This window comes from Epibacterium sp. HA2-3 (genome assembly GCF_055693725.2).
The window spans coordinates 82,598-104,287 of the sequence record NZ_JBVFUL020000005.1 but is presented as its reverse complement, the minus strand read 5'-3'; the positions used below and the strand labels follow the sequence as shown (position 1 = coordinate 104,287).

General features: G+C 65.6%; 18 protein-coding genes. All 18 read left to right on the top strand.

Features of this window, described 5'->3' with window-relative positions; all coding sequences use genetic code 11:
• Positions 1-2: 2 nt before the first annotated feature.
• The 18 genes from ACZ1HH_RS20275 (at position 3) to ACZ1HH_RS20190 (ending at position 21,676) form a co-directional block, all read left to right on the top strand.
• The gene (locus ACZ1HH_RS20275; RefSeq protein ID WP_472635781.1) at positions 3-2,459 is read left to right on the top strand and encodes an acyl-CoA dehydrogenase family protein; all 2,457 of its coding nucleotides are present in this window, start codon (positions 3-5) and stop codon (positions 2,457-2,459) included.
• Positions 2,456-3,364, top strand: coding sequence for a hypothetical protein (locus tag ACZ1HH_RS20270; protein ID WP_487320564.1), 909 nt, complete (start codon positions 2,456-2,458; stop codon positions 3,362-3,364). Before ACZ1HH_RS20275 ends, ACZ1HH_RS20270 begins: the two co-directional genes overlap by 4 nt.
• Entirely contained in the window at positions 3,364-4,383 is a 1,020-nt protein-coding gene (locus ACZ1HH_RS20265; RefSeq protein WP_472635784.1) for a beta-ketoacyl-[acyl-carrier-protein] synthase family protein, read from the top strand. The genes ACZ1HH_RS20270 and ACZ1HH_RS20265 overlap by 1 nt, the downstream gene beginning before the upstream one ends.
• Positions 4,359-5,972, top strand: coding sequence for a class I adenylate-forming enzyme family protein (locus tag ACZ1HH_RS20260; protein ID WP_472635785.1), 1,614 nt, complete (start codon positions 4,359-4,361; stop codon positions 5,970-5,972). Before ACZ1HH_RS20265 ends, ACZ1HH_RS20260 begins: the two co-directional genes overlap by 25 nt.
• Before the next feature lie 37 nt (positions 5,973-6,009).
• Entirely contained in the window at positions 6,010-6,276 is a 267-nt protein-coding gene (locus ACZ1HH_RS20255; RefSeq protein WP_472635786.1) for a phosphopantetheine-binding protein, read from the top strand.
• Complete coding sequence (locus ACZ1HH_RS20250; protein ID WP_472635787.1) at positions 6,273-7,835, top strand: AMP-binding protein; 1,563 nt, start codon at positions 6,273-6,275, stop codon at positions 7,833-7,835. Before ACZ1HH_RS20255 ends, ACZ1HH_RS20250 begins: the two co-directional genes overlap by 4 nt.
• Before the next feature lie 11 nt (positions 7,836-7,846).
• The gene (locus tag ACZ1HH_RS20245) at positions 7,847-9,193 is read left to right on the top strand and encodes a cytochrome P450 (protein ID WP_472635788.1); all 1,347 of its coding nucleotides are present in this window, start codon (positions 7,847-7,849) and stop codon (positions 9,191-9,193) included.
• Positions 9,194-9,231: 38 nt separating this feature from the next.
• Positions 9,232-10,851 carry an AMP-binding protein gene (locus ACZ1HH_RS20240; RefSeq protein ID WP_472635789.1) on the top strand — a complete coding sequence of 540 codons (1,620 nt, stop codon included), beginning with the start codon at positions 9,232-9,234 and terminating at the stop codon, positions 10,849-10,851.
• Positions 10,852-11,004: 153 nt separating this feature from the next.
• Positions 11,005-12,360, top strand: coding sequence for an efflux RND transporter periplasmic adaptor subunit (locus ACZ1HH_RS20235; protein ID WP_472635790.1), 1,356 nt, complete (start codon positions 11,005-11,007; stop codon positions 12,358-12,360).
• A 3-nt stretch (positions 12,361-12,363) separates the two neighbouring features.
• Positions 12,364-13,068, top strand: coding sequence for an ABC transporter ATP-binding protein (locus ACZ1HH_RS20230; protein ID WP_416370210.1), 705 nt, complete (start codon positions 12,364-12,366; stop codon positions 13,066-13,068).
• Positions 13,059-14,219, top strand: a complete 1,161-nt coding sequence (locus tag ACZ1HH_RS20225; RefSeq protein WP_472635791.1) for an ABC transporter permease — start codon at positions 13,059-13,061, stop codon at positions 14,217-14,219. Before ACZ1HH_RS20230 ends, ACZ1HH_RS20225 begins: the two co-directional genes overlap by 10 nt.
• A 4-nt stretch (positions 14,220-14,223) precedes the next feature.
• On the top strand, positions 14,224-15,414 hold the full coding sequence (locus ACZ1HH_RS20220; protein WP_472635792.1) for an ABC transporter permease: 1,191 nt from the start codon (positions 14,224-14,226) through the stop codon (positions 15,412-15,414).
• Positions 15,415-15,418: 4 nt separating this feature from the next.
• Positions 15,419-16,777 (top strand): NAD(P)-binding protein, encoded by a 1,359-nt coding sequence (locus ACZ1HH_RS20215; RefSeq protein WP_472635793.1) that lies wholly within the window; start codon positions 15,419-15,421, stop codon positions 16,775-16,777.
• A 36-nt stretch (positions 16,778-16,813) separates the two neighbouring features.
• On the top strand, positions 16,814-17,836 hold the full coding sequence (locus ACZ1HH_RS20210; protein ID WP_472635794.1) for an LLM class flavin-dependent oxidoreductase: 1,023 nt from the start codon (positions 16,814-16,816) through the stop codon (positions 17,834-17,836).
• A 24-nt stretch (positions 17,837-17,860) separates the two neighbouring features.
• The gene (locus ACZ1HH_RS20205; protein WP_487320563.1) at positions 17,861-19,018 is read left to right on the top strand and encodes an acyl-CoA dehydrogenase family protein; all 1,158 of its coding nucleotides are present in this window, start codon (positions 17,861-17,863) and stop codon (positions 19,016-19,018) included.
• Complete coding sequence (locus ACZ1HH_RS20200; RefSeq protein ID WP_487320562.1) at positions 19,015-19,728, top strand: 4'-phosphopantetheinyl transferase family protein; 714 nt, start codon at positions 19,015-19,017, stop codon at positions 19,726-19,728. Before ACZ1HH_RS20205 ends, ACZ1HH_RS20200 begins: the two co-directional genes overlap by 4 nt.
• Before the next feature lie 152 nt (positions 19,729-19,880).
• Positions 19,881-20,975: a helix-turn-helix domain-containing protein gene (locus ACZ1HH_RS20195; RefSeq protein WP_472635798.1), complete on the top strand. Its 1,095-nt coding sequence runs from the start codon at positions 19,881-19,883 to the stop codon at positions 20,973-20,975.
• Positions 20,976-21,103: 128 nt separating this feature from the next.
• Entirely contained in the window at positions 21,104-21,676 is a 573-nt protein-coding gene (locus ACZ1HH_RS20190; protein ID WP_487320561.1) for a hypothetical protein, read from the top strand.
• Positions 21,677-21,690: the final 14 nt, after the last annotated feature.

The following is a 21,690-nucleotide window of genomic DNA, read 5'->3' as shown; positions in this document are numbered from 1 at the left end:
ACATGGCTGAGTTCGAAATCCGACCGCAGGAGGCCGCGACGCTGCATGATCTGGCGGCGCGTGTGGGCACGCCTTTTTATGTGTATGACGCCGCTTTGGTGCGGGCGCGCTATCGCGCGCTCACCGAGGCGCTGCCCGGAACGCAGTTTTTCTATTCGCTCAAAGCCAACCCCAACCTGAGCCTTGTCGGGCTTCTGGTGGCAGAGGGCGCGGGGGCCGAGGTGAGCTCTCGGTTGGAGCTTGAAACCGCTGTTGCGGCGGGCGCGCCTGCGGGGCGCATCCTGATGGTCGGCCCCGGCAAGGCCGAAGAGGATCTGGCGCGCGCGGTTTCGCTCGGGATCAAGGCGATCGTGGTGGAATCGCTGGCCGAGCTCGATCAGATTGATCGCATCGCCGGACGGGCCGGATGTCGTCAGCCGGTGGCGCTTCGGATAAATCCGAGTTTCACAGTCAGCGGCGCGCGGCTCAATATGAGCGGGCGGCCCACCCAGTTCGGCATCGACGAGAGCGATCTGGAGGCAGCACTCCGGCGTGTGGCGGCCTGCGCGCATCTGCGTCTCGTGGGGCTGCATGTCTACATGGGCACCCGGATCCTGGCCCATGAGACCATCGTGGAGAACACCCGCGGCATCCTCGATCTGGCGGCGCGGATGACAGAGGCCCTGCCGGAGCCACTGGAGTTCGTCGACATCGGCGGCGGCTATGGGGTGCCCTATTACGAGGATGAGAGCCCGCTGGATCTTGCGGCCCTCGGAGCAGCGATGCGGCCCCTGATGAGCGGGTTTTGCGACCTTCACCCAGAGACAAGGATCGCGGTGGAACTGGGCCGCTACATGGTTGCCGAAGCGGGGCGTTTTGTGACCGCGGTGCGGCAGGTCAAAACCAGCAAGGGCGCGCAGTTCGCGGTTTGCGATGGCGGCTCGAACCTCCATAGCGCGGCGGCGGGACAGGGATTCATGCGGCGCAATTTCCCGGTGTCGCTGGTGCCAGACCCTGCGGGTCCCGCCAAGCCGGATGACATCAGCCCGTGGAGCCTTACGGGGCCGCTCTGCACGCCGATGGATGTCATCGCCAAGGATGTGCCGCTGGCCGCGCCCGCGCCGGGGGACCTTATTTGCATCCACCAGTCCGGCGCCTATGGCGCCACCGCCTCGCCGGTGAATTTTCTGGGTTTTGGCGCGCCAGCCGAGATCATGATTGACGGGGAGACGGCGACGCTCGTGCGCGAACGCGCAGAGCTGCAGGCGTTTCTCGATGAGCAGATCCCGCGCCAGATCCCCTGCCAGATCCGGGTGCAGGCCGAGACGCCCGCCGCCCTGCAGCCCGCGCTGCCGGCGCCTTTTGACCATCCGGTGCTTGCGCGGGTCGAGGCGCTGCGTCCGCTCTTTGAAACCACCGGCGCCAAGCTGGCCGATGATCCCGAGGCCTGGCGTGATCTCTGGGCTGATCCGATGGCGCGTGCCCTGACCATGATTGGCGTGCCGGAGGCCTATAATGGCTTTCCCCTCTCGGAGAGCGGCCTCGGCATCACCCATTGTCCGCATGATCTGCATGTGGCCATCGTGGAGCGGCTGGCGCGGTTTGATGCGGGGTCGATCCTGGCGCTGCAGGGACCGTCGCTTGCCGGAGGCGCCCTCGACGCGGTGGGCACGCCCGAACAGAAAGAGCGCTTTTTTGCGGCCTACCGCCATGGCCCGCAGGGGACGTTTTTTGCGGTGACGGAACCGGAGGTCGGCTCGGACGCGTCGGCGGGGACGACGGTGTTGCATCCAACCGGGACGGGCTATGTGCTCCGGGGCAGCAAGATGCTCATTGGCAATGTGGCGCGGGCGCAGATCGGGATTGTCTTTGCGACATTTGCCGAAACCGGACGCCGGGCGCTGGTGCTGATCGAGCCGGAAAAGCTGCGCGCACATCTGGAGATCACCCGCCTGCCCACCTCGGGCATGTCGGGGGCGGATCTGTGCCGTCTGGAACTGCGCGACGTGCCGGTCACGGAGGCCGATCTTGTGGCCGCGCAATCCGAACGCCCGACGCTGCGCGACGGGTTCATGGCCATCAACGGCGTTTTTGAGCGCTACCGTCCGGTGGTCGCGGCGCTGGCGCTTGGCAATGCGCGCGGGATGCTGGAGCGGCTGGAACGCCACGGTCAGGCCAGCGCTTTTGGCGATGCCTATCGCAGCCATGCGGCGCTGATCGCGGCGCTGGCGGAAGTCTGTGCCAGTGCCATGCGCGGCCAGCCCAAGAGCCACCGCATCAGCGAGATCAAATATCAGGCCGTGGCCTTTAGCGATGCGCTGGTGGCCAGGATCGCCCGCGAGGCGCCTGCGGCGATGCTCACCGATCCGCTGCTGCGGCGCAAGATGCGCGATGCCAAGGGTTTTGAGTATATGGAAGGTACCTCCAATATCCATGTGCTCAATGCGTTTCGCGCCTATGTGGCAGAGGTGCCCGCATGACGTTGCGTCTGGACCTCAAGAAGATCAAAGGCCGCAGTTTCAACGGCTTGGAAGAGCCGGTTGCGGATGCCGCCGATCAGCACGCCTATTGGGAAGACTTCAACGCGCGGTTTTTCCGCTCCAACGGTCAGGCGTATGACAGCGCCCGCCAGAGCAATGTGGCCAATTGGCTCTCGGCGCCGGATCGGGCGTCCTTTGCCGCGATGGCGGGCGCGCTTCTGGAGGAGTTGCAGCAGAGCGATACGCTTGAGGACATCGACCTTGTGCTCTTGGCGCATTGGATGCCGGATCTGCATCTGGGCACCTCAGTGACCAATTTTGCGCTGCATCGCCTGGGGCTTGGCGAGGGGTTTGGCTTTGCCATTTCCGACCGGGGTCTGTCGGCGCCCCTGTTTGCGATGGAGTGCGCCGCGCGCTACCTGCGCCGGCCGGGGGGGCGGGCCCTGGTGATGACCATGGACCAGAAACACCTTCTCTATCGCGCGCCACTGGTGGAGGCGCTGACGCCGGAAAACTCTGCCAGCGTGATGGTTCTGGAGCGCGGCGCGCAGACGGGGCTGCAGTATTGCGGCTATCGTCGGCGCATCGGGGTCGAGAGTGGCGACCTGCCGCAAGTGGTGGATGCTGCCTGCCGCGATCTTGGCCTTGTGCCCGAGGACACGGTTCTGATCGCGGATGAGACGCTGGCGGGGCTTGGCGAAGGGTTTGCCCAGTGGTGCCCGTCGCAAACACGGCAGATGTGCGCCGCGCCGCTGCGCAGCCTGATGCAACTTGATGGGTCCCGTGCCTGTCTCATGGTGACGCGGCACAACTGCGAAGTCTGCCTTGTGGGTCTTTCGCCAGAGGCGCCGGCAGGCGCGGATCTCTCCGGGAGACCAGACCATCCAGAGAGACGGGGCGTGTGATGCGGCTGGCGCAGCTTGCAAGCCATATCCCCCCTGCCCGCATCGGCGCCGAGGAAATCATTCGCGCCGCCGGGGGCAGCCCTGCAGAGGCGCGGGTGTTTGAGCGCATGTTCGGGCTTGAACAGGTGGCGGCGGTGCCGGAGGGCGAAACGCTGGCGCAGCAGTTCGATCACGTGCTCGGGGCGCTGGCGGCGCAGCATAGCGGCGCGCTGCCGGATGCGCTGATCTATGTGCATGGCCAGCCGCTGCAATATGCCGCCGGGCAGTCGCCGGTTGCGGCGCTCTGCGCCAGCCAGCCGCTTTTGGCGGGGATCACGCGGCGCTATGAGGTGGACCAGTATAACTGCGGCGGCCTGTTCTGGGCGCTGGATCTGGCGCGCACCCTGTTGCGCACCAAGCTCGCGCGCGCGGTTCTGGTGCTTGGGGGCGACAGCCACATCGGCCTGCCGCTGGGGGATCGCTATGTGCCCGGCTGCACGCTGATGGGCGATGCGTTTTGCGGCCTGATCCTCGATCAGGCGCCCGGTGGTGTGCGGGTGGGCGAGGTGGCCCTTTGTACCCATCCCCGATTTGCCCGGGGGCGGGCCGGAACCACGGCCGAGATGGGCGATTTCTTTGCGGCTCATGGCGGGATCGTGCGTCAGTCCCTGTCCCGGATCGGATTTGACTGGGACAGCACCTCGCCGCTGCTGCCCCATAACGTGAACCGTCTGGCCTGGCAGATGTTCTGTCGCGAGACCGGGCTTGCGCCCGAGCGCCTACGTCTGAGTCTGCTGCCCGAGATCGGCCATTGCTACACCAGCGACCCGTTTTTGTTGCTGAAGCGCGAGCTGCCCGCTCTTGGAGCCGGGCAGACCTGCGCGATCCTGTCGATCGGGATGGGGGGCTATGCCGGGGCGGCGCCAATCAGCCGGTCCCCGCAGGACGCGCGGCCAGACCGCACCGCAAGCTCTGCTACCTCCAGCCCTGCCCTCTCAGAAAAGGAGCACGCCGCGTGTTCGCCTCTCATTCTCTCCTGACGGATTTCCTTGCCAAGACGACGGACGCCCGTCCCGAAGCGCCAGCGGTGCGCGATGCGCAGCACGCCCTGAGCTACAAGGGCTTGCGCGCAGCCGCCGCCCGCACCGCGCAGACCCTTGCCGCGTGCGGGGTGCAGGCGGGAGACCGGGTGCTGCTGTGCTGTCCCAATTCGGTGAGCTTTGTAGTGGCCTATTGGGGCATCCTGGCCGCGGGCGCGGTGGCGGTGCCGCTCAATCCGGGCACGCCGGTCACCAAGCTGGCCTATGTGCTGCGCGATTGTACCCCGGCGGCAGTGATCGGCGATGCCAGCAGCGCCGAGACCCTGCGCGCGGCGCTGGGGGAAATCCACGAGGCCACGCCGCTGGTAAGCGATGCGCTCGAGACCTGCATCCGTGCCGCCGAAGCTGGCGAGCTGGTCGACCCGCTGCCCGAGCCGCGCGTGATCGATCAGGATCTGGCGACGCTGATTTACACCTCCGGCTCCACCGGCACGCCCAAGGGTGTGATGCTGTCGCATCTCAATATGACCAGCGCCGCGCGGTCCGTCGCGAGCTACCTTGGCTATGGTCCCGAGGATCGGATTTTCTGCGCGGTGCCGATGAGTTTCGACTACGGCCTGCACCAGATCACCATGGCGGCGCTCACCGGGGCGGAGGTCCATGCCGAGCCGGGCTTTCAGCAGCCGCTCTTTGGTCTGAAGCATCTCGCCCAGAGCCGCGCCACGGTGTTCCCGGTGGTGCCGACGATGGTGCCGCTGATCGCGCCGCTTGCGGATCGTTTTGACCTGAGCGCGGTGCGGCTGGTGTCTTCGACGGCGGCGGCCCTGCATGTGGAGCTGATTGACCAGCTGGAGGCGGCGCTGCCTCAGGCGACGATATTTTCCATGTACGGGCTGACCGAATGCCACCGCTGTACCTATCTGCCGCCCGCAGAGCTGGGGCGGCGGCGCAGCAGTGTGGGTCTTGCCATCCCCAACACCGAAATGTGGGTGGTGGATGGTGCCGGCAAGAGCCACCGCCAGAACGCCACCGGAGAGCTGGTCATTCGCGGCAGCACGGTGATGCAGGGCTATTGGAACAATCCCGAAGCCACCGCCAAGCGTCTGCGCCCCGGCCCGCGCCCCGGCGAGCGGGTGCTCTATACCGGTGATACCTGCCGTCTGGATGCGGAGGGGTATCTCTATTTTGTCGGGCGCAGCGATGACATCCTGAAGATCGCAGGCGAAAAAGTCGCCCCCTCCGAGGTCGAAGCAGCGCTGATTGCCCACCCGGAGGTGGCCGAGGTCTGTGTGCTGGGCGCGGCGCATCCGGTGCAGGGGCAGGTCTGCCATGCGCATGTGGCGCTGACGCAGGCAGAGGCTGCGCCTCCTTGCACGGATCGCGACCTCATCGCGTGGTGCAAGACCCGCCTCGACAGTCATGCGGTGCCCGCGCGCATCCTGATCCATGCGCAGATGCCCCGCACCCAGAACGGCAAGCTCGACCGCGCCGCGCTGGCGGCCATCGCCGCCGCCCCCCGCCCGACCGCAGGGCCTTCCGAAAACCCCGACCCAACCCCCGATCACAGTGACCTCGCGGCCGCCGAATAACGCCGCAAACCACGCATCCCACCAAAAGGACATTTCCATGACCTCAGACATCGACACCCAGATCATCGACGCCATCGTGGAGTTGCTCGACATGGACGACGGCAGCTCGATTGGCCCCGAGACACGGATCGAAGACGACCTCGGGCTGGACAGTGGCCTGCTGCTGGAGCTGTTCATGGCGCTCGAAGAGCGTTTGCCCGCGCTGGAGATCGACCCATCGGAGTTGCGCCCGGAGCAGTTTTCCACCGTGCAGAGCCTGTCGGCGCTGATCGCCTCCTTTATCAAAGAGGACGTGCCCGCATGACATCCGCTGCGGCAGATCCAGGGGCGCTGTTGCGCGACATCCATGCCGGGTTTCGGGGCGTCCACACGGCGGCCTATCGCACCGGTGGCGCGCAGCTCAGCTATGACCAGCTTTATCATGCGTCGCTGGCGCTGGCCGCGCGGCTGGTGGATCTGCCCGCCGATCCCGGCCCGGTGCTGATCTGGGGTCACAAGGACCCGCGCTACATGATCGCCTATTGGGCCTGTCTTCTGGCCGGACGCCCTCTGGTGCCGACCGAGCGCGACACGCCGCCGGAGCGGCTGCGCCAGATCGCGGCGGGTTGCGCAGCGCGCGTCGTGCTGGTCGCAGAGCCGGATCCCGGCGATCTGGCGCATGTCTCGGCGGCAATGGCGGACCCCGCCCTCCCGGTCTGGAGCGTCGATCTCGACCGGCAGCCTGCTGGCGCCTCGGTGGCGGCGCCCCGCGCCTTGCCCCCTGTCACCGCGAAAGACGTGGCCTATATCATGTTCTCCTCGGGCACCCTCGGTCAGCCCAAAGGCATTCAGGTGAGCTATGGCAACCTTGCGGATTTTATCCTTTGGCAGCAGGGCTTGCTGGCAGAGGCATCCTTTGAGGCGGTGAGCGGCACGATCCGCCATTGCTTTGACGTGTCGCTGTTTGAACTGTGGAGCGCGTGGCAGCGGCGCTGCCCGATCACGGCGCTCAATCATGCGGAGTTTGCCAATTCCACCGCCTATATCCAGCGGCTTCGGGCCGATGGGGTGGGTCTATGGGTGTCGACGCCGTCGATCATGCGGCTGATGCTGCGCAACCGCCGGTTCCACCACGAGACCCTGCCTGCGCTTTCGACCTTTTTGTTCTGCGGCGAAGCGCTGAGCAAACAGGTGGTCGAGACCCTGTTCGAGCGGTTTCCCGGCTGTCGCGTGATCAACACCTATGGGCCGACCGAATGCACGGTTGCGGTCACCTCTGTCGAGATCACCCGCGCGCATCTGGACGCGCCGCAGGATCTGCCCATTGGCTCTGCGCGCGCCGGAACGCGGCTGGTGGCGACACCCGGCCCCCTGCGCGGCGAGATCGAAATCGAGGGCGCGTCGGTGGGGCTTGGCTATCTGAACCTGCCCGAAAAACAGGCCGCCGCCTTTCCGCGTCCCAACTGCTATCGCACCGGCGACAGGGGCCGCGTGACGCCCGAGGGGCTTTGGTATTTCGAGGGGCGTATCGACCGCGAAATCAAGGTGCAGGGCGTGCGCGTCGACCTCGACGATATCGAGGCCCATATCCGCCGCCAGCCCGGGATCGAGGACGCGGTGGTCGAACCCTATGTGCTGCGCGGCGAGGCGCGCGCGCTTAATGCCTATGTCTTTGGCGCGCACACCACCGCCGCGCTGGGGGCGCTGGCAGAGCAGATGGCCCGCGACCTGCCCCCCTATCTGGTGCCGCGCTTTTGGTACGCGGGCTTTGAAAGCGGGCTCAACCGCAATTCCAAGATCGACCGGGCCTGGCTGGCAGAGGCGGCAAAGACCGCAAGTCACCGCCATGTGCACAGCCCGTCCAGCCTAGAAACGCCCAGCTGAGAGGACCCCTCATGACCGATCCGCAGATCCCCGTGTTTGATGCAAGTTCCGAGTTCCACCAGAACCTTGGTCTGCTCAAAGTGGCCGAGACCGCAATGCGCCAGCATGGCGACGTGGTGATGATCCGGGCCAGTGACAGCCGCCAGATGTTGCTGATGACCGGCACCGACAGCATCCGCTACTGGAAGAACCATCAAGGCCAGTTCCAGACCGAGCTGGGCGATATTGCCAGCAACGCCGGCACCACCCGGATCCTGATCGGGGATGCGCTGGAACGGCCCGAGAATGCCGCCATCTGGGACGCCAGCCGCGCCGGGCTGGCCGAGGTCAATGCGCAGTGGGACAGCTGGGCGCATGACAGTTTGATCCACGCCACAGAGGCCTTGGTTGCGGATCTTGCCCGCAGCGCCGGGGCGCCGGTGGATCTGCGCCCGATCTGCTCGCTCTGGGCGGTGCGCGCGCTTTGTCCCGCGCTTTTTGGCCGCGCCCTGCCCGATCCGGAGATGGTCGAAGGCCTGATGCAGATCGAGCAGTTCTATTTCGCCATGAGCACGCTGGATGCCGAGGCCACCGCCACCCCCGAGGCGCTTGAGGAATTCCAGATCGCGCGCGGGTTTCTGGACCGGGCGGTGCATGCGGGTCTGGCGCAGAACGGCGCGGATGCGCCAAATGTACTGGCGACGATGAACCGCTGCCTGCCGCCGGACCTCAGCGCCGCGGAGCGGGTGGACTTCCTGCGCCCGACGCTCGGGCGCTTGCTTCTGGAGAAGCTCAACATCGACGGGCTGGGCCTTTTGTGGACGCTCACCCATCTGGCGCAAAGCCCTGATCTGGTTGAGGATATGGCCGATGAACTGGCGGGATGTGCGGATCTGTTGCATGCGCCCGACCCGCAGACGCCCCTGTGCTACGCCGTCATTCAAGAGGCGCAGCGGCTCTATCCGGAGCTGCCGTTCATCTACCGGATCACCAGCAAGGAAATGGAGGTGCAGGGCTACCGGGTGGCGCCGCGCACCACGATCCTTTTTGCGCCATGGCTGGTTCACCGCGATGCGCGCTATTGGGAGACCCCCAACCGGTTTGACGGGCGGCGCTTTCTGACCCCGCCCGAGGATCGCAGCAGCTATCTGCCTTTTGGGATCGGCCCCCGGGTGCGCAATCGCACGCAGTTCCTGCAACACCAGCTCTCGGTCGCGGTGCGCGCGGTGGTCTCGCAGTTTCAGATGCAGCTCGCGCCGGACTGCAAGCGGGGCAATCTGCGCCCGATCCTGCGCTCCACGCTGGCCCCGCGCGGGGCAGTACCGGTCTCTTTTCATGCGCGCGGCGCCCGCGCCGAGACCGAGAGCCGCGCGCTTTGATGCGACGTCCATACCGACACCCCCACAGGGAGAGCCCCATGACACCGACGGTCCTGCGCGACATCCTCACCCAGATCCGCCAAACGCCGGAGGCCCCGGCGCTGGTGAGTGAGGGCGGCATTACATCCTTTGGCGCGCTTGGGGCGCAGGTGGAGGCGGTGCTGGCGTGGCTGCAAGCAGAGCCCCCTTCCGCCCCGGTGATGATCCATGGCCACAAGGAGCCGGAGGTGGTGGCGACGATGTTGGCCTGCATGCTGGCGGGATGCGGCTTTGTGTTTGCCGACCGGTCCAACCCGATCGACCGGATTGCCCGGATGCTGCGGGTCAGTGGCGCGGCGCATCTGCTCCACGCAGGGGAGGCGCCAGCCCTGAAGGGCGCAGTATCGGTGCATCCGATCCCGCGCGCCTCGCAGATGTGGCAGGCAGACGGGTGTGCCGAGGCGTTGGCGCAAGACGCCGATCCCGAGGCGCTTCTCTATGTGATTTTCACCTCCGGCAGCACTGGATATCCCAAGGGCGTGCCGATCCGTCAGCGAAACTTCGACGCGTTTTATGCGTGGTATGGCGAGATGTTGCAGCAGATTGCGGGTCAGGGTCTTCCGCCGTGGCAGAGCGGTCATGTCAACCACGCCAGCCTCGCCTTTGACATGGGGATGCTTGATCTCTGGCCGGTGCTGGCGCTCGGGCGACCGGTGGTGATGCTGAACCATCGCAACAACATCATGCCGCAGAGGAACATCGCCGCGCTGAGCGCTAAGCGCGATCAGGTCGCGGTGCGCTCGTGGTTCTCGACGCCCTCGCTGTTGCAGCTGATGTGCACTGACCCGAAGTTTGACGCCCGGACCCTGCCGGAGCTGCGCTGTTTCTTCATCGGCGGCGAGGCGGTGCAGCCGAGCCTGATCAAGGACCTCTGGCGCCGCTTTCCCGAAGCTGAGGTCCGCCATGCCTATGGCCCCTCCGAAGGCACCTGCATGAGCCATGTCCACAGCCTTGTGGCGGGTGATCTGCGAGAGAACGCGTTGCTGCCCCTGGGGCCGGCGCTGGCGCAGAACGTGATGCGCATTGTCGACAGCGAAGGCCAGGATGTGCCGCGCGGCACCCCCGGCGAGGTGGAGCTGGGCGGGCCGCAGATCGTCGGCGGCTATATTCCCGCCGACCACCCTGCCAACCGGGCGTTTTTTCACCGGGACGGGCTGGCGCGCTATCGCACGGGGGACCTGGGCTACGAGGATGCGGCGGGCAACCTGTTTCTGCTGGGGCGCGCCGACCGGCAGGTGAAATGGAACGGCAACCGTATCGAGCTCGACGAGATCGAGCGCGCCGCGCATGGTCTCGCCGATGTTCAAAAGGCCGCCTGCCTGCCGGTGCGCGAGGGCGGACAGCTGCGCGACATCGTGCTTTTTGTGCAGCCTGCATCCGGGGCGCAGCTCACGGCGGCGCGGTGCGGCGAAGCGCTCGCCGAGCGGTTGCCCCAATCCATGATCCCGCGCGACATCCGCCTTTTGGAGCATCTGCCGGTGACGGTGAACGGTAAGGTCGATTCCGCGGCGCTTTTGGCGCGGCTTGCGGCACCGGTGCCGGTGGTTCCCGAGGGTGCGCAACGCGGTGCAGAGGCCGACAGACAGGTGCAATATTCGGATAACCCACTGAAGACATGAGGGCTTCCGCGATTAGGACGTCCTACTTTGTGATTTAGGTCTCGCGCTTTGGCCGCCTGCGCCAAGATCAACAGAGATCACCTGAAAGGCCCCCACCGGGGCCATCCCCGTCCACCCCGTTTTCGTCCCATCCCCCCAAGGAGAGAGTTCCAGATGTCCGCTTCCGAAGATCTTGAGACCCGCCTGCGGTCCCTCTCCATTGATCGGACCTCTCCTCGGGGCGGGACGGCGGCGGCGAAGGCTGCGGAGACTCGCGCCTCTGACGTGTCGCAGAATGCTGGCCAAGGTCCGGCTCCTCTGCGTTCGGTAACGCCGCCGCTGGTGCCAAAGCCGCGCCGCCGCCTTGGTCGGCGTCTGGGGGGCGCGGGGCTGGTGCTTTTGTCCACAACGCTGGTGCTTGGGCTGAGCCTGGGCGAGCGCGCTCCGGGATTTGCCCAGCCCGCCATCACTGAGGCCTCACGGCTTTGGGCGGCTGCGCGTCTGCGTGTTGAGGCGGCAATATCTGGCGAGACACCGGCCTTTGCGCCCGTCTCAGAGGTTGCGACTGCGCAGGGGGCGGCGTCATCTGATACATCCGCTTTGGCGAGGGCCGGTGATAGCGTCGAGGCTGCGCCCGGCGCGATCTCCGGTGAGGTCTCCGGTGAGGTTTCCGGGGACGCCTCCGGCGGGATCGCCAATGTGGCTCCTACGGGGCCGCGGGTGATCGGGTCCGGTTTTGTTGTCGCGCCGACCTCGGTGGTTTTGATGTCGGACATCGGCGGGCAGGTCGCCCGGGTCGATGTGGAGGTGGGCACACGCCTCAAAACCGGCGATCCGGTGCTGCATCTCGACCAGAGCGATGCCAAGCTTGCCGTCGGGCTGGCGCATGAATCCTATCGTCTTGCCAAGGCGCAGTTGCGCAGCGCGCGGGCCGATTTTGCCGCTGCCGAAGGGCCGCTTCAACGCCTTGAGACCCTCGAGGCGCGCGGGGTGGGAAAGCGCGCCGAACTCGAGGACGCGCGGCTCGATCTGGCGGTGCGAGCCAACGCGATCGCCATTGCCCAGAGCCAGGTGGAGACCGCCCGGCTGACGCTTGAACGTGCAGAGCGGGATCTGGACAAACATATCCTGCGCGCCCCGTTTGATGCGGTAGTCGTCGCGCTTCCGGCGGCGCCGGGTATGATGGTGGCGTCCGGCACCAGTGGCGGGGCCGATGAGGCGGGCCTGATGGAGCTGATGGATATCAGCCATCTTTATGTCGATGTGGATGTGGCCGAGCGCAACATCGCCGCAATCGGGCTCGACCAGGGTGCCGAGGTGCGTCTGGATGCCTTCCCCGAGCGCAGTTTCGCCGCGCAAGTCACCATGATCGATCCGCGCGCCTCGCGCGAGAAGGCGACCATCCGCGTGCGCCTGCGCCTTGAGGCCGACGACCTGATCGGCGTGCGCCCCAACATGTCTGCCAAAGCAACTTTCATCAACCGCACGGATCGGGCGCTGGCCCAACTCCGCCTCAACGGGAGCAATTGACCCATGACCCCTGTTTCTTATGACATCGAACTGACCGGCGTTTACAAGAGCTATCCGCTCGGCAAATCGCGCATTCCGATCTTTGAAGACCTGACCATGACCATTCCGGATGGCGATTTCCTCGCCATCATGGGGCCGTCGGGGTCGGGAAAGTCGACCATTTTGAACCTGATCGGCGGCATTGACACCGTGGACAGCGGCCATGTCAGCATCGGCGGCACCATGCTCGACAAGATGAGCACCCGCGCCCTGACGCGCTGGCGCTCGGAGGTGATCGGCTTTGTGTTCCAGTTCTACAACCTGATGCCGATGCTGAGCGCGGCGCAGAACGTGGAGCTGCCCTTGCTGCTGACGGATCTCAGCGCCTCTGAACGGCGCGAGCGGGTGCATACGATCCTCGATATTGTGGGGCTTGCAGATCGCCACGACCATTTGCCCTCGCTTCTGTCGGGCGGTCAGCAGCAGCGCGTCGGCATCGCCCGCGCCATTGCGAGCGATCCGCGGATCCTGCTCTGCGACGAGCCTACCGGTGATCTCGACCGCAAATCCGCCGATGAAATTCTGGAGCTGCTGCAGCTTTTGAACACCAAACTCGGCAAGACCATCATCATGGTGACCCATGATGAAAGCTCTACCCGTGTGGCCAAGCGCACTGTCATTCTCGATAAGGGACGGTTTGTCTCTGAGGAGATCGCGCAATGCGCCTGAGCCCCTCTTTGCTGATCCGACAGAACCTGACGCGCAAGCTCTTGCGCAGTATCCTGTTGATCCTCTGCATTGGCGTCGCGTTCTTTATCTTTGGCGTGTTGTCCAGTTTCCGGCAGGGGTTTGAGGGGGCAAGCACGCAGACCTCCCGTCTGGTGGTGGCCTCCAAAGTGGGCGGCAACGAGACCCTGCCGCTGTCCTATCTGCCTGAGATCAAGGCCCTGAACGGCGTTGCGGATGTCACCCATATCACCCGCCTGCGGGCCTATGTGGAACATGAGCGCAATATCGTCGGCGCCAATGCGGTCGATCTTGAGAGCTATGCGCGGGTCTATGCGGATGCCTATGCCTTTGACCCCGAGATGCTGCGGGCCGCAGAGGCGGATCGCACGGCCATTCTGGTCGGGCGCACCCTTGCCGAACGCATGGGCTGGCGCACGGGCGACACAGTAACGCTGACGAGTTTTGTGCATGCCCGCGAGGGCGGGGATCGCAACTGGCGCTTTACCATTGCTGGCATCTTTGACGGGGCGGAGGTGACCACCGACACCAGTTTCCTGCTCGCACGGGCGGATTATTTTCATGCCGCCGTGATGCGCAACAAGAACCGGGTGGATCTCTTTGGCATTCAGCCAAGGCCCGGCACCGATACCGAGGCGCTGGCCCGCGAGATCGACGCGCTTTATGCCAATTCGGGCGCGCAGACCCGCACCCAGACCGAGAGCGCCTTTATGTCGGCCTTTCTGGAGCAGTTTGCCAATATCGCGCTTCTGGTACGGCTGATCGTCGGCGTGGCCTTTGCCACCATCCTGATGATCGTGGCCAATACGATGATCTTTGCCATCCGCGAGCGCACGCTGGAGATCGGCGTGCTCAAGGTTCTGGGATTTTCCGGTGGGCGCATCATGCGCATCGTGCTGGCCGAGACGCTGGTGCTGTTTGCACTGGGGCTCAGCCTCGGTCTGTGCCTGACGGCGGCGGCGATCCCGGTGCTGGCGGATGCGCTGCAAAGCGTGGTGCCGGGCCTCTATCTGACCCCGCGCGTGATTGCCACGGCGGTGGCGCTGGCGGTGGGCTTTGCCCTGGCTTGCGGGGCGCTTCCGTCGATCAACGCTCTTCGCCTGCCGATTGCGGCAGCTCTCAAACACAGGTGACCTCATGTTCGGCTTAATCCGTCAATCCCTTGCTCTTTCGAGCGCAAATCTGCGCAGCCTGCCGCGTCGGGCGTGGATTTCGCTCTCGATGGTGCTTTCTGTCACTCTGGTGGTGCTGGTGCTGCTTGGGTTCCTTGCCATGGCCAACGGGTTTCGCAAGACCTTGTCCTCCACGGGATCCGAGGATGTGGCGCTGGTGCTGAGCCGGGGCGCCTTTAGCGAGGCACTGAGCCGCATCAGCACGCAACAGGCCCATCTCATCGAGGAAGCGCCGGGCATTGCCAGAACCGCCGCCGGCGCGCCGCTGATTTCGCGTGAACTGGTGGTGCCGGTCGATGCGGTGGCGCAGGAAAGCGGCAAGAATGAAACCCTGTCCCTGCGCGGGATCTCTGCCAATGGGCTGGCTCTGCGCCCGGGTCTTGAGATCAGCGCCGGGCGAATGATGGCGCCGGGCACGGCCGAGATCGTGGTCGGTGCCCGTCTGGCCGCGCGCTATGAGAACCTGAAGCTTGGCGACAGCATTTCCTTTGGCCGCTCGCAATGGCGGGTGGTGGGCCACTTCACCGCCGGGGGCAGCGTCTTTGAAAGCGAGCTTCTGGCGGATGCGGGTCTGGTGCAGGCGCAGTTCAATCGCCCCAATCAAGTGCAGTCGCTCAGGGTGCGGCTTGAAGATCCGGCAGCTTTTTCGCGTTTCAGCGCCTATGTCGACGGGCTCGACCTTGGCCTGCTCGCGCAGACCGAAAAGGCGTTTTACGCAGCGCAGGCCAGCGACATCAGCCGGATCATCCTCTATCTCGGCTGGCCACTTGCCATCGTGATGGCCATTGGTGCCGCGGTGGGGGCCATGACCACCATGTACAGTTCGGTGTCCGACCGCATGGTGGAGATCGCGACCGTGCGCGCGCTTGGGTTCAGCCGCAGCGCAGCCTTTGTCGCCACCTTGGTGGAGGCGCTGGCCCTGACGCTCATTGGTTGCGCGATTGGCGTGGCGCTGGCGTGGATCGGGTTGGATGGCTGGAGCGCCTCCACAAAGAGCGGCGCCAATGCGCAGCTTGCGTTCCAGCTCGCGCTGTCCTGGCCGCAAGCGCTGAGCGCGGTGGCGCTGGCGCTTGGGATCGGGGCGCTTGGGGGCGGGTTGCCGGCCCTGCGCGCAACCCGGGTGCCCCTGCGCGCGGCGATGACCGGGCGGGCCTGACGCCATGGCCGCGCCACAGAGGCCTGCCCACCCTGCGCGCGCCACCCCGGTGGGCCCGCGCGCGGTGGTGATCGGGGGCGGGATTGCCGGGCTGGCGGCGGCCAGTGCGCTGGCGCCCCATGTGGCCTCGCTCACGCTCATAGAACAGGAGCCCCTGCCCTCCGCGCCGACCATCCGCCGCCATATCCCGCAGGCGCCGCATGTGCATGCGCTGCTCGACAGCGGGCGGCAGGCGCTCGAAGCACTGGTGCCCGGCCTCGGCGCCGCCCTGCGCGATGCGGGCAGCCTGCCGCTCCGGGTGCGGTCGCAGTGGCGCAGCCATGACGGCCATGCCTGGTGCGCCCCCGAGGACACCGGCCCCATCGTTCTGAGCCAGAGCCGCGCTCTGTTGGAACATACCCTGCGTGCGCGGGTGCTGGCGCTTGCGCCGCTCACGCTTTGTACGGCGCGGGTCCGGGGGCTCAGGCTGGCGCCTCCCGAGCGCGCTGCAGAGCCTCCGCGCCTTATTGGCGTCGAAATCGAGGACGCCAGCCGGCGCCGCCAGAGCCTTGCGGCCGAGATCGTGGTCGATGCCTCGGGTCGGGCCGGCGACAGTCTCAAGTGGTTTGAAGCGGCCGGTCTGCGCCCCCCGCCAGAGACCACCCGCCACCCCGATATTCGCTATACCAGTGCCTTTTTTGCACGGCATCCGGGGGATCTGGCCCATCCGCCAAGCGCTTGGTTGCGGCCTGCCCAGGCCCCTGCGACCCAAGGGTTGGTGATGGCGCCCATCGAGGACGACCGCTGGGTGATCACGCTGATCGGGCGCTTTGGCGCCGCATTGCCGCGCGATGCGGCGGGGTTTCGTCAGCGCGCGCTCGAAATCGCGGGCGCCGACCTGCAGGCACGTATCGCGGACGCGCCGATGCTGTCGCCGCTGCGCGGCTTTGCGATCAAATCCGTGCGTTTTCGCCGCTTTGATCGCGCGGATGCGCCGCTGCCGCGCGGGTACTTTCCCATCGGTGACACCATCGCCACCTTCAATCCGCTCTATGGTCAGGGCATGAGCGTTGCCGCCCTGCAAGCGCAGGCGCTGTCGCGCGCACTTTGCGAGCATGTCTGCCCCGGCGCGCAACAGGCCGCCTATCTGGCGGCGGCGCATCGCCCTGCGGATTGGGCGTGGCGGATCGGCGGCGCGGTGGACCGGGCCTATGCCCAGATGCGCCAGCAGGAAGATGCGGAGTGCGACCATCTTGCCGCGCGGCTGCGGCTGGCGTTTTCCGCCTCGGTGCTGCGCCCCGAGCTCTGCGGACAGATCGACCGGGTGCTGCACCTCTTGGAGCCCCCCGAGATGCTCGACGCCTTCTGCACCGAACCGGTCTGACCGCCCCCCCTTGTGCCTGACAAAAGGAACCTCAGAATGAAGCTGCTCACCACCGCCCCGCCCTCGGTCCAATTTGCCCCCGGAACCTATCTCGAGGCCGTGGGCACGCTTGCGCAATGGAACGAGGCCGCCGGGGTTGAGGGCATGTTGATCTACACCGACAACAGCCTGATGGACCCCTGGGCCGTCGCGCAGGCGGTGATGGAGCGCACCCGCCGCTTCAAGCCGCTGGTGGCGGTGCAGCCGCTTTATATGTCGCCGCTGGCTGCGGCGCGAAAAGTCTCCTCTCTGGCCTTTCTCTATGGGCGCAAAATGGCGCTCAATATGGTGGCCGGGGGCTTTGTGCGTGATCTCGAGCAGCTTGGCGATGCCACAGAACATGACGCGCGCTATGACCGGCTGGTGGAATACACCGAGATCCTGCAGGCGCTGTTGCGCGGAGAGACGGTGACCTTCAGCGGGTCATATTACACGGTCGCCAATCTGCGGCTTTCGCCCGCGCTGCCGCCCGAACTCATGCCGGATCTCTATCTTTCGGGTGCCTCCGAGGCCTGCGCCGCCGCGGCTGCAACGCTAGGTGCGACCCGTCTGAGCTATACAAAGCCGCCGCAGGATCTCGAACCGCTGGCTCCGCTTGTGGGCGCGGGGCAAATCGGTCTGAGGTTTGGGGTGATCGCCCGCGAGACCGCAGAAGAGGCCTGGTGTGAGGCGCGCAGCCGCTTTCCCGAGGATCGGCGCGGGCAACTGGCGCATAAGATGGCGCGCGGCACCACCGACAGCATCTGGCATCAGGAGATCTCGCAAAAGGCCGAGGATCTGCACGAGGCCCGTGATGGAGCCTATTGGCTGTTTCCGCTGCGCAATTACAAGACCTTCTGCCCCTATCTTGTGGGCAGCTATGGCGAGGTGGCCGCCTATGTGGGGCGCTATCGCGCCCTTGGCTACACCACTTTGGTGCTGGATGTGCCCAGCAGCGAAGAGGAGCTGCGCCACAGCCTGCGCGCGGTCGAATTGGGCGGGGCCGAGGTCTTGCGCCCGGAACCGCTCCCCCAGTCCTGACCCTGAATTGACGGCGAGGTATCCATGTTTGCGCGGAAACTTTTTGACAGCGAACACGAGCGCTGGCGCGGCGAGGTTGCGGCCTTTTTGCAATCCGAGATCGCCCCCCATCACGACGCCTGGGTGGCGGCGCGCAGGACCCCGCGCGCAGCCTGGGCCAAGGCCGGGGCGGCGGGGCTCCTGGGGCGCGGTCTGCCCACCGAGTTCGGCGGCGCCGGGCGGGATTTTCGCGACAGCGCAATCATCATTGAGGAGCTGGCCCGCCACCGCATCCACGGGCTCTTTACCTGCCTGCAAAGCGACATCGTTGCCCCCTTTGTGCAACGTCTCGGGAGTGAGGCGCAGAAACAGAAGCTGCTGCCCGGCATGGCACAGGGCGAGGTGCTGGCCGCGCTTGCGCTCACCGAGCCGCAGGGGGGCAGCGCGCTTTCTACCATGACCACCACCGCCGAAATGCGGGGTGACAGTCTCGTGCTGAATGGCACCAAGACGCATATCTCCAACGGGTCCGAGGCGGATGTGGTCATCGTGGCCGCCAAGAGCGCGCGGGGCAGCATCGGGGACCAGCCCGGACTGAGCCTTGTTCTGGTAGAAACCGAACGCCCCGGCGTCACCCAGGCGGCGATCGAGAAAACCGGGATGGCGGCGCTGGATACGGGCCGCATCACCTTTGACGATTGCGTGGTGCCGCAGAGTAATCTGCTGGGCGCCGAGGGCATGGGCTTTGTCTATCTCATGAGCTTTCTGGGGGTGGAGCGACTGGTGCTGGCGATCTACGCGCAGGCCTGCGCCGAGCGTATCCTTGCCGAGTTGATCCGCGACTGCGACGCCCGTCAGACCCCGGAGGGGAGCTTGCTTGCGCATCAGAGCCCGCGGTTCTCGCTGGCGGAGCTCTATAGTGAATGCGCGGTCAACCGCAGCTTTGTGGACCAGTGCATCCCGCAGGTGCAGGAGGGGCGGTTTGATCCCAAACAGGCCTGTATCGCCAAGCTGCGCACCACCGCCACGCTCAAGGCGCTTGCAAGCCTTGCAGTGCAATTGCGCGGGGCGGGTGGGATCAGCGGTGACAGCGGCGCGCGCGCCAGTCAGGATCTTCTGGATGCATCGGTGCAGTCGATCTGGGGTGGCACCAGCGAGATCCTCCTGGATCTGATCGGGCGCAGCATGGCCAGCGGGCTATGACAGGCGCAAAGAGTGCGCGCCCCCTAAAGGTGATCTGCTGGCAGGTGCGATTGCCCCATAGGGTCCCGGCGTCGGCAGAGAGTCTGGACCGGCGCGAACGGGCCCGCGCCGCTGCCCTGCCCGATCCGCAGCGGCGGCTTCAATATATCGCTGCGCATGTGGCGTTGCGTCAGATCCTCGGGGCCTATGTGGGCACCTCCCCCGCGGCGCTGCGTTTTGCCAGCGAACCCCATGGCCGCCCGGTGCTGGAACATGCAAAGGCCCCGCATTTCAGCCTCAGCCATTCCGGTCGGGGCGCGATGATTGCGCTTTGCGCCGAGGCCAGGATCGGGGTCGATCTGGAGCAGCGCCGCCCCCGTCCCAAGGCCCGCCGTCTGGTGGAGCGCCTGTTTGCCCCAGAGGAACAGGCCGCGCTCCTGCCGCTCAGCGGCGCAGCCTTCGCGCGCGCCTTTCAGCGGCTCTGGGTCATGAAAGAGGCCTATATCAAAGCAGATGGGCGTGGCTTGGCCTGCCCGCTCGGAAGCTTTGCACTTGATCCGTTTCTGCCTGCTGTGCTGCGGGATACGCCGGGGTTTCCAAGCGGGGCCCGACTCTCCTATAAGGAGGTGTGTAATGAGTTTGATAGCGCGATGGTGGTATGCTCCACCCAAGCCGTAGAGATTGAACATCGGATATTGGACATGCGCGTTGATCTTGAAAGGGCGGCCTGACATGAGACTGGCATCGCAAAGCCCGACACACGCCTGTGTTCCCCTTCCGCCTGAGCGCGGCCCTCAAAGCATTGAAATGCTTTGTGCATTGCCTGAATTGAGGATGCCCCGGCACTCGGACGCCTGCCCACATTGACCGGAGACCAGAGGCCTTGCTGTTTTTCCCCCTGCCGTTCCTGACTGCATTTTTCCTGATCTTTGTCATCATCCAGCTGGCCCGTTACATCGGCCGGGGGCTGGATTGGGTGGTGCTGCTCACGGTGTCCGGATTTGCGCTGCAATCGGTGCTTCTGGGGATTTCCTGGGGATTCCAGGACATGCCCAAACTGCCGCTCATTTCGCTGGCGATCGCGCTGCCGCCGTTGACCTGGCTGTCGCTCAACGAGCTGGCCGGGCGGGTCGGGCGCCATGGGCGGACGGCGATCTTTATCCTGTTGGTGACGCTCATTGTGGTCAATGCCACGGCGTTTTTGCTTGGCAATGACGATATTGTCGATGCGCTGCCGATCCTCACCTATCTTGTCTTTGGCGGACATCTGATCTGGTCGGGGATGCATCTTGACCTCGATTGGATGGCCAGCCGTCCGCTGCAGAGCCTTATTCCAACCCAGCGCGCCTATCTGGTGGCGGGGACGATCCTGCTGATTTCGGCGGGGGTCGATGTGATGGTGGCGCTGGATATCCGGCTCAACGACAGCCAGATCTCGCCGGCGCTGGTGGGCTATTCGAACCTGACGTTCCTGTTGGCGCTCATCGTGGTGTTCTTTACCCGTCACGACACCGCCGCCGCGCCGCCGCGCCCGCAACCCAGCACGCCGCAGACCCAGACACACTCGCAGGAGGATGAAACCAGCGCCGAGAGCATCCTCGCCAAGCTCGACCAGGAGATGGAAACCAACCATCTCTATCGCAACGAGAGTCTCTCGCTCAATGAGATCGCGCGCAAGATCCGCGTCCCCGCCCGACAGGTTTCAAGCGCGGTGAACACGCTGCGGGCGATGAATGTGCCTAAATATGTCAACACGTTTCGTATCCGCGACGCCTGCCGTATCCTCGAAGAGACGGATATGCCGGTGACGGAAGTGATCTTTGCGGTGGGTTTCACCACCAAGTCGAATTTCAACCGCGAATTCCAGCGTGTGACCGGCCTCAATCCAAGCGAATGGCGCAGCCGGGCCTGTAGCGCCACCGAACCACGCCCGCAGAAAGATGCAGTGCGGGTGCAGGAGCGCGCGTCGGAGAGCTGACCGCGCGGGACCCAATTCCCGTTTTGGGACGTCCTTTTTCGCGGATCAGGTCGCGCCACCGGGGCTGCTGCCCAATCTTCTCTCTCAGGCGACACCGGGCGTTTGGCCCTCGCAAAGGAAGATTGGACATGAAACGCAACACCAAAATCACCCTCGCCGTGCTCAGCGCGGCTGTGGTCCTCCTGAGCGCCGCGCCGCGGCTGGTGCAAGCAGAGGACCACCAGACCATCGCGCTGGACAGCGCCATTGCGACGGTCATCCTCAAGGGGGATGGCACAGCGCTGCGGCTTACCACCCATGCGGGGGATGCCCGCGAGGCGATGCTGACCACCGAGGACAATATCGGCTGTGCGCTTACCTCCTCGGTGCGCACCGAAGGGGATCAGCTGCTGATTTCGGTGGAGAAAGGGCCGATGCGGATCGGGTTCTGGTGCGACCCGGATGTGACGCTGTCGCTGCCCCAGGGCTTGAACCTCGACATCGCGCTCAGCAATCTGGCGGCCGACATCAAAGGCTCTTTCGAGCGGGTTTCGATCCGGACCGGCCAGTCGGTGATCGATTTTGACGGGCGCGCAGAGCATTTCACCCTCGAGGGACGGCGCGCGGCGGTGCGGTTGAATTTCGCCCGTGACATGCCCCGCGATGCGGTAGAGCTCGACGTGGATACGATCCTGTCGCAGGTGACATTCAACGGCGTCTGACCGCGCGCCACAGG

What these genes read in the sequence shown, in the direction of transcription:
- ACZ1HH_RS20275 (WP_472635781.1), top strand. Translation starts at nt 3, where the DNA reads ATGGCTGAGTTCGAAATCCGACCGCAGGAGGCCGCGACGCTGCATGAT.
- ACZ1HH_RS20270 (WP_487320564.1), top strand. Translation starts at nt 2,456, where the DNA reads ATGACGTTGCGTCTGGACCTCAAGAAGATCAAAGGCCGCAGTTTCAAC.
- ACZ1HH_RS20265 (WP_472635784.1), top strand. Translation starts at nt 3,364, where the DNA reads ATGCGGCTGGCGCAGCTTGCAAGCCATATCCCCCCTGCCCGCATCGGC.
- ACZ1HH_RS20255 (WP_472635786.1), top strand. Translation starts at nt 6,010, where the DNA reads ATGACCTCAGACATCGACACCCAGATCATCGACGCCATCGTGGAGTTG.
- ACZ1HH_RS20250 (WP_472635787.1), top strand. Translation starts at nt 6,273, where the DNA reads ATGACATCCGCTGCGGCAGATCCAGGGGCGCTGTTGCGCGACATCCAT.
- ACZ1HH_RS20245 (WP_472635788.1), top strand. Translation starts at nt 7,847, where the DNA reads ATGACCGATCCGCAGATCCCCGTGTTTGATGCAAGTTCCGAGTTCCAC.
- ACZ1HH_RS20240 (WP_472635789.1), top strand. Translation starts at nt 9,232, where the DNA reads ATGACACCGACGGTCCTGCGCGACATCCTCACCCAGATCCGCCAAACG.
- ACZ1HH_RS20235 (WP_472635790.1), top strand. Translation starts at nt 11,005, where the DNA reads ATGTCCGCTTCCGAAGATCTTGAGACCCGCCTGCGGTCCCTCTCCATT.
- ACZ1HH_RS20230 (WP_416370210.1), top strand. Translation starts at nt 12,364, where the DNA reads ATGACCCCTGTTTCTTATGACATCGAACTGACCGGCGTTTACAAGAGC.
- ACZ1HH_RS20225 (WP_472635791.1), top strand. Translation starts at nt 13,059, where the DNA reads ATGCGCCTGAGCCCCTCTTTGCTGATCCGACAGAACCTGACGCGCAAG.
- ACZ1HH_RS20220 (WP_472635792.1), top strand. Translation starts at nt 14,224, where the DNA reads ATGTTCGGCTTAATCCGTCAATCCCTTGCTCTTTCGAGCGCAAATCTG.
- ACZ1HH_RS20215 (WP_472635793.1), top strand. Translation starts at nt 15,419, where the DNA reads ATGGCCGCGCCACAGAGGCCTGCCCACCCTGCGCGCGCCACCCCGGTG.
- ACZ1HH_RS20210 (WP_472635794.1), top strand. Translation starts at nt 16,814, where the DNA reads ATGAAGCTGCTCACCACCGCCCCGCCCTCGGTCCAATTTGCCCCCGGA.
- ACZ1HH_RS20205 (WP_487320563.1), top strand. Translation starts at nt 17,861, where the DNA reads ATGTTTGCGCGGAAACTTTTTGACAGCGAACACGAGCGCTGGCGCGGC.
- ACZ1HH_RS20200 (WP_487320562.1), top strand. Translation starts at nt 19,015, where the DNA reads ATGACAGGCGCAAAGAGTGCGCGCCCCCTAAAGGTGATCTGCTGGCAG.
- ACZ1HH_RS20190 (WP_487320561.1), top strand. Translation starts at nt 21,104, where the DNA reads ATGAAACGCAACACCAAAATCACCCTCGCCGTGCTCAGCGCGGCTGTG.